Source organism: Actinosynnema sp., from assembly GCF_052038725.1.
Window position 1 is genome coordinate 1 of sequence record NZ_JBQGCX010000729.1, and the last position, 6639, is coordinate 6639.

The window sequence follows — 6639 nt, forward strand, 5'->3', positions numbered from 1 at the left end:
GGCATCGGCCCCGCCCTGCTCGCCGACACCCGCGCCCGCGTCACCCCCGAGCAGTACACCCGCCTGATCCAGGCCCTCTGGGACGACCTGGACGACGAGTTCATGGGCCTGGCCCCGCGCCGCAGCAAGCGCGGCACGTTCGCCACCATGTGCCTGCTCGCCGTGCACTGCCCGTCGCTGGAGTCCGCGCTGCGCAGGGGGATGGCGTTCTACGACCTGTTCGACGTCGAGCCCGCGCCCGCCCTGCGCGCCGACCCGACCGCCCCCACCGCCAGCCTCGAACTGGACACCGGGGCGCTCGACGACCCCGACCGCTTCCTGGTCGAGTCGCTCCTGGTGCTGTGGCACCGCTTCTCGTCCTGGCTGATCGGCCGCCGCATCCCGCTGCGCTCGGTCCGGCTCGCCCACCCGGAACCGCCGCACGCCGCCGAGTACCACCTGATCTTCGGCTGCCCGCTGCGGTTCGACGCGGGCGTCACCGCGCTGGAGTTCGACACCCGCTTCCTGCGGATGCCGGTCGCCCAGGACGAGGCCGCGCTGCGCCGGTTCCTGCGCAACTCGCCCGCCGAGCTGCTCTCCCGCCGCGACCACGGCGCCGCCACCACCGGCCCGGTCCGCCCCGAGCGGGGCTCCGGCGCGCCCGGACTGCCGGAGGTGGCGGCCAGGCTCGGGGTGAGCGCCGCGACGCTGCGCCGCAGGCTCACCGCCGAGGGCACCACGTTCCGCGAGGTCCGCGAGCAGCTGCTGCGCGACCAGGCGGTGGCGAGCCTGGTGCGCGGCGGCGAGTCGGTGGAGGAGCTGGCGCTGCGCCTGGGCTTCTCCGAGGCCAGCGCCTTCCACCGGGCGTTCAAGCGCTGGACGGGCAGCAGCCCCGGCGCGTACCGCACCGGGGCCGCCCCGCGCTACCGGTAGTCCTCGCCCGACTTGGCCCGCTCGCGCAGCGACGACGGCGGCCGGAACCGCTCGCCGTAGGTGTCCGCGAGGTAGTCGGCCCGCTCCACGAACGCCGCCAGCCCGTAGGCGTTGGCGAACTGGAGCGTCCCGCCGCTCCACGGCGCGAACCCGAACCCGAAGACGCTGCCCACGTTGGCGTCGCGCACCGACGTGAGCACCCCCTCGTCCAGGCAGCGCACCGTCTCCAGGGTCTGGACGAACAGCAGCCGGTCCTCGACGTCCCGCTCGGTGACCCCGGCGTCCGCGCGCCCGTACCGGGCCAGCCCCGGCCACAGGAACTTCCGCCCGCCCTCGGGGTACTCGTAGAACCCGGCCCCGCCGGACTTGCCGGTCCGCCCCTCGGCGACCAGCTCCTCCACCACCCGCACGCCCGCGCCGCCCGCGCCGCCCTCGCCGTCGGCCACGGCCTGGTCGCGGATGCGCAGCTGGAGCGTCAGCGTCACCTCGTCCGACACCGCGAGCGGCCCCACGGCCATCCCGGCGCGCTTGGCGACGTTCTCCACCAGCGCGGGCGCCACGCCCTCGCCGACCATCGCGATGGCCTCGGTGACGTACGCGCCGAACGTGCGCGAGGTGTAGAAGCCCCGGCTGTCGTTGACCACGATCGGCGTCTTGCCGATCCTCAGCACGTAGTCGAACGCGCGGGCCAGGGTCTCGTCCGAGGTCCGCTCGCCCCGGATGATCTCCACCAGCCGCATTCTCGGCACCGGCGAGAAGAAGTGCAGCCCGATGAACCGCTCCGGGTCCGCCACCGCCCCGGCGAGCCCGGTGATCGGCAGCGTCGAGGTGTTGGACGCGATCACCGCGCCGTCCAGCGCGGCGGACCCGGCGTCCGCGAGGACCCGGTTCTTCAGCTCCCGGTCCTCGAACACGGCCTCGATCACCAGGTCGCACCCGGCGAGGTCGGCGTCCGAGTCGGTGGGCGTGATGCCGGGGGTCTCACCGGCGCCGCGCCGCGCGGCCTCCAGCGTCACGTCCTTGAGCACCACCGGGATGCCCGCCCTCGCGGTCACCTCGGCGATGACCGCGCCCATCATGCCCGCGCCGAGCACGCCCACCTTCGCCACGGAGGTCCGCTCCACACCGGACGGTCGCGACCCGCCCGCGCCGATCTCGTTCAGCTGGAACCAGAACGTGCCGATCATGTTCTTGGCGACCTGCCCGGACACCAGCTCCAGGACGTACCGGTCCTCCACCACGAGCGCGGTGTCGAAGTCGACCAGCGCGCCCTCCACGGCCGCCGCCAGGATCTTCTCCGGCGCGGGGAACGCGCCCCGCGTCTTCTTGTGCAGCACGGCGGGCGCCGCCGCGAGCACCCCGTACGACTGCGGGTCGAACGGCCGGAAGCCGGGGACGGTGTGCCCCTTGCGGTCCCACGGCCGCACCGGCTCCGGGTTGGCCGCGATCCACGCCCGCGCCTTGGCGATCAGCTCCTCCTTCGAGGACGCCAGCTCGTCGACGAAGCCGGCCTCCAGCGCGCGCTTCGGGCGGAGCTGCTTGCCCTCCACCAGCAGCGGCAGCGCGGCCTGGAGCCCGAGCATCCGCACCATCCTGGTGACCCCGCCGCCGCCTGGCAGCAGCCCCAGCGTCACCTCGGGCAGCCCCAGCCTGATCCGGTCGTCGTCCAGCACCACCCGGTGGTGGCAGGCCAGCGCGATCTCCAGCCCGCCGCCCAGCGCCGCGCCCGCGATCGCCGCCACCACGGGCCTGCCGAGCTTCTCCAGCCTGCGCAGCTGGGCCTTCACGTCCGACACGCCCGCCAGCACCTCGGCGGAGTTCTCCCGCGTCACCGACACCAGCAGGTTCAGGTCCCCGCCCGCGAAGAACGTCTTCTTCGCCGAGGTCAGCACCACCCCGGTGATCTCGTCGCGCTCGGCCTCCAGCCGGTCGACGGCCGCGCCCATCGCCTCCTGGTACTCGGCGTTCATCACGTTCGCCGAGCCCGACATGTCCATGGTCAGCGTGACGACGCCCTCGGCGTCCCGCTCGTAGCGGATGGCCATCTCAGACCCTCTCGATGATCGTCGCGATGCCCATGCCGCCGCCCACGCACAGCGTCGCCAGCCCCCGCCGCAGGTCCCGGCGCTCCAGCTCGTCCAGCAGCGTGCCCAGGATCATCGCCCCGGTCGCGCCCAGCGGGTGCCCGAGCGCGATCGCGCCGCCGTTGACGTTGACCTTCTCGTCCGGCACGCCCAGCTCCCGCTGGAACCGCAGCACCACCGACGAGAACGCCTCGTTGACCTCGAACAGGTCGATGTCCTCCACGGTCAGCCCGGCCCTGTCCAGCGCCTTGCGCGCGGCCGGGGCCGGACCGGTCAGCATGATCGTCGGCTCGGTGCCCACCACGGACGCCGCCAGCACCCGCGCCCTCGGCGTGAGCCCCAGCTCCCGGCCGACCCGCTCGCTGCCCAGCAGCACCGCCGCCGCCCCGTCCACGATCTGCGAGGAGTTGCCCGGCGTGTGCACGTGCGAGATCCGCTCGACCTGCGGGTACCGGTCGATCGCCACCAGGTCGTAGCCCAGGTCGCCGTGGAACTGGAAGCTCGGCTTCAGCCCCGCGAGGCCCTCCAGTGAGGTCTCCGGCCGGATCGCCTCGTCGTGGTCCAGCACCACCGTGCCGTTGCGGTCCACCACCGGCACCAGCGACTTCTCGAACCAGCCCTTGTCGCGGGCCAGCACCGCCCGCTGGTGCGAGCGCACCGCGAACGCGTCCACGTCCTCCCGGCTGAACCCCTCCAGGGTCGCGATCAGGTCCGCGCTCACCCCCTGCGGCACGAACCGGGTCGCCGCGCTGGTCTCCGGGTCGGCCATCCACGCGCCGCCGTCCGAGCCCATCGGCACCCGCGACATCGACTCGACGCCGCCCGCCACCACCAGGTCCTCGAACCCGGACGCCACCTTCGCCGCCGCCAGGTTCACCGCCTCCAACCCGGAGGCGCAGAACCGGTTGAGCTGCACACCCGCGGGCCGCACGTCCCAGCCCGCCGCCAGCACCGCCGTGCGGGCGATGTCCCCGCCCTGCTCGCCGACCGGCGACACCACGCCCAGCAGGACGTCGTCCACCGCCGAGGTGTCCAGGTCGTTGCGGGCCGCCAGCGCCGACAGCACCCCGGACACCAGGGAGATCGGCTTCACGCTGTGCAGCGACCCCCGCTTCCCCCTGCCGCGCGGTGTGCGCACCGCGTCGAAGATCAAGGCATCGGTCATGCGACCACCGTAGGCAGCGCGCGGCGCGCGGCCCATGACCGTTCGGGGTGACTTATCAGCTCACCGCTCGGCGTGGTCCGCCGCTGCGGAGGACACCCCCGCCGGGGACGGCGCGCCCGCCCGCTCGGGGACCCCGCCGCCGGGCCCGCGCTCCAGGTGCTCGCCCTCGCCGGTGAACCCCGCCCGCAGGTACAGCCTGCGCGCCACCTCGTTGCCGGGGGACACCCGCAGCCGCACCACCGGCCACCCGTGCTCGCCCGCCCACGCCAGCACGTCGCCCACCAGCGCCGCGCCCACCCCGCGCCCGCGCGCCTCGGGCCGCACCCACAGGGAGAACAGGTACAGCACCCCGCTGTCCTCCCAGTGCGGGATCGCGGCCACCAGCCCCACCGAGCCCTCCGCGCCCGACCCGGCGTCCCGCGCGACGACCCGCACGCCCTGCTCGGGCAGCAGCGAGGTCCGCCAGTCCTGCTCGGTGTGCCCGCGCTCCCGCTCCAGCACCGGCCCGAACGCGACCGGGTCGCTGGCCAGCGCGGTCAGCCGGATGTCGCGCCAGGTCCGCCACGAGCCGGGGGTGAGCCTGATCAGTTCCACCTGGGCAGTCTCGCGCACCCCCGTGACAATTGCGCTCACCTAACCGGGCGGCTCGTGGTGCCGGGCGGTCATGGCGGGGCGGGACGCGCGGTGGCAGCGTCCCAGGTCATGACCGCGCGCCGATCACCGTGGATGACCGAGGACCTCGACCAGCTGCGCTCGCTCGCCAGGACGTTCTTCGCCAAGGAGGCCGTGCCGCACCAGGAGCGGTGGGCGGAGCAGAAGCAGGTCGACCGCGACTTCTGGCTCAAGGCTGGGGAGCTGGGGCTGCTGTGCCTGTCGGTGCCCGAGGAGTACGGCGGTGGCGGCGGCACGTTCGCCCACGAGGCCGTGCTGCTGGAGGAGCAGGCGCGGTCCGGCGACAGCGCGTGGGGCGGCAGCGTCCACAACGGGATCGTCGCCCACTACCTGCTCGCCTACGGCACCGAGGAGCAGAAGCACGAGTGGCTGCCCAAGCTCGCCAGCGGCGAGCACGTGGGCGCGATCGCGATGTCCGAGCCGGGGGCCGGGTCGGACCTGCAGGGCATCACCACGCGGGCGCGGCGCGACGGCGACGGGTACGTGCTGTCCGGCTCGAAGACGTTCATCTCCAACGGCGCTCAGGCCGACCTGGTGATCGTGGCCGCCAAGACCGACCCGGAGAGGGGCGCGGCCGGGATCTCGCTGCTGGTGGTGGAGACCGCGCGGGCCGAGGGCTTCCGGCGCGGGCGGGTGCTCGACAAGCTCGGGCTCAAGGGGCAGGACACCTCGGAGCTGTTCTTCGACGACGTCCGGCTGCCCGCCTCCGCGCTGCTCGGCGGCGAGGGGCAGGGGTTCGTGCAGCTGATGCAGCAGCTGCCGCAGGAGCGGCTGGTGATCGCGGTGTCGTCGGTGGCGGGCATCGAGGCGGCGCTGGAGCTGACCCTGGACTACGTGAAGCAGCGGTCCGCGTTCGGGCGGGAGCTGATCAAGTTCCAGAACACCCGGTTCACCCTCGCCGAGTGCGCGACCGAGGCCCGCGTGTCGCGCGCGTTCGTCGACGAGTGCGTGGGGCTGCACCTGCGCGGGGAGCTGGACGTGCCCACGGCGGCCATGGCCAAGTGGTGGTCGACCGAGCGGCTGTGCCGGGTCGTGGACGAGTGCGTGCAGCTCTTCGGCGGGTACGGGTACATGACCGAGTACCCGATCGCGCGCGCGTGGGCGGACGCGCGCGTGCAGAAGATCTACGGCGGCACCAACGAGATCATGAAGGAAATCATCGCGAGGAGCCTGTGATGGCCGGTCCGCTGGCGGGCCTGCGCGTGGTGGAGCTGGCCGGCCTCGCGCCCGCCCCGTTCGGGTGCATGGTGCTGGCCGACCTCGGGGCCGACGTGGTGCGCGTGGACCGGATCGGCGCGGTGGGCGTCCCCGGCGACCTGCTGGGGCGCGGCAGGCGCTCGGTGGCCGTCGACCTGCGCTCGCCGGAGGGCGCCGCGCTGGTGCTGGACCTGGTGGAGCGGGCCGACGTGCTCGTCGAGGGCTACCGCCCCGGCGTGACCGAGCGCATGGGCCTTGGCCCCGCCCAGTGCCTGGCCCGCAACCCGCGCCTGGTCTACGGCCGGATGACCGGCTGGGGGCAGACCGGCCCGCTGGCCGAGCGCGCCGGGCACGACATCGACTACATCGCGGTCGCGGGCGCCCTGTCCCCGATCGGCCGCGCGGGCCAGCCGCCGACCGTGCCGCTGAACCTGGTCGGCGACTTCGGCGGGGGAGGGCTGCTGCTGGCCGTGGGCGTGCTGGCGGCGCTGCACGAGCGGGACCGGTCGGGCCGCGGGCAGGTCGTGGACGCGGCCATGGTGGACGGGGCGGCGCTGCTGACGACGTTCCTGCACGGGATGCGGCGCGGCGGCGGGTGGCGGGGGGAGC

6 protein-coding genes are annotated in these 6639 nt (G+C 74.2%); 3 read left to right on the forward strand and 3 right to left on the reverse strand.

Annotation, left to right across the window (positions count from 1 at the left end; all coding sequences use genetic code 11):
* A partial coding sequence (locus ACTUAL_RS15115; protein ID WP_440900695.1) for an AraC family transcriptional regulator occupies nt 1-912 on the forward strand: 912 nt, incomplete at its 5' end.
* Here ACTUAL_RS15115 and ACTUAL_RS15120 read toward each other — a convergent pair.
* From ACTUAL_RS15120 to ACTUAL_RS15130, 3 genes are read right to left on the reverse strand one after another with little or no spacing between them, the layout of a single operon-like run.
* Nucleotides 903-2957, reverse strand: a complete 2055-nt coding sequence (locus tag ACTUAL_RS15120; protein WP_440900696.1) for a 3-hydroxyacyl-CoA dehydrogenase NAD-binding domain-containing protein — start codon at nt 2955-2957, stop codon at nt 903-905. The two genes, ACTUAL_RS15115 and ACTUAL_RS15120, sit on opposite strands and share 10 nt — an antisense overlap.
* Nucleotide 2958: 1 nt before the next feature.
* On the reverse strand, nt 2959-4161 hold the full coding sequence (locus ACTUAL_RS15125; RefSeq protein ID WP_440900697.1) for an acetyl-CoA C-acetyltransferase: 1203 nt from the start codon (nt 4159-4161) through the stop codon (nt 2959-2961).
* A gap of 60 nt (nt 4162-4221) precedes the next feature.
* The gene (locus ACTUAL_RS15130) at nt 4222-4755 is read right to left on the reverse strand and encodes a GNAT family N-acetyltransferase (RefSeq protein WP_440900698.1); all 534 of its coding nucleotides are present in this window, start codon (nt 4753-4755) and stop codon (nt 4222-4224) included.
* Between the two features lie 132 nt (nt 4756-4887).
* Here ACTUAL_RS15130 and ACTUAL_RS15135 point away from each other — a divergent pair, with 132 nt between their 5' ends.
* A complete protein-coding gene (locus ACTUAL_RS15135) occupies nt 4888-6009 on the forward strand; it encodes an acyl-CoA dehydrogenase family protein (RefSeq protein ID WP_440900700.1) in 1122 nt (373 codons plus the stop codon).
* A partial coding sequence (locus ACTUAL_RS15140; RefSeq protein WP_440900699.1) for a CoA transferase occupies nt 6009-6639 on the forward strand: 631 nt, incomplete at its 3' end. The genes ACTUAL_RS15135 and ACTUAL_RS15140, both read left to right, overlap by 1 nt.

Bases quoted from the DNA above. Each gene is read 5' to 3' on its own strand.
- ACTUAL_RS15120 (WP_440900696.1), bottom strand. From the start codon at position 2,957: ATGGCCATCCGCTACGAGCGGGACGCCGAGGGCGTCGTCACGCTGACC.
- ACTUAL_RS15125 (WP_440900697.1), bottom strand. From the start codon at position 4,161: ATGACCGATGCCTTGATCTTCGACGCGGTGCGCACACCGCGCGGCAGG.
- ACTUAL_RS15135 (WP_440900700.1), top strand. From the start codon at position 4,888: ATGACCGAGGACCTCGACCAGCTGCGCTCGCTCGCCAGGACGTTCTTC.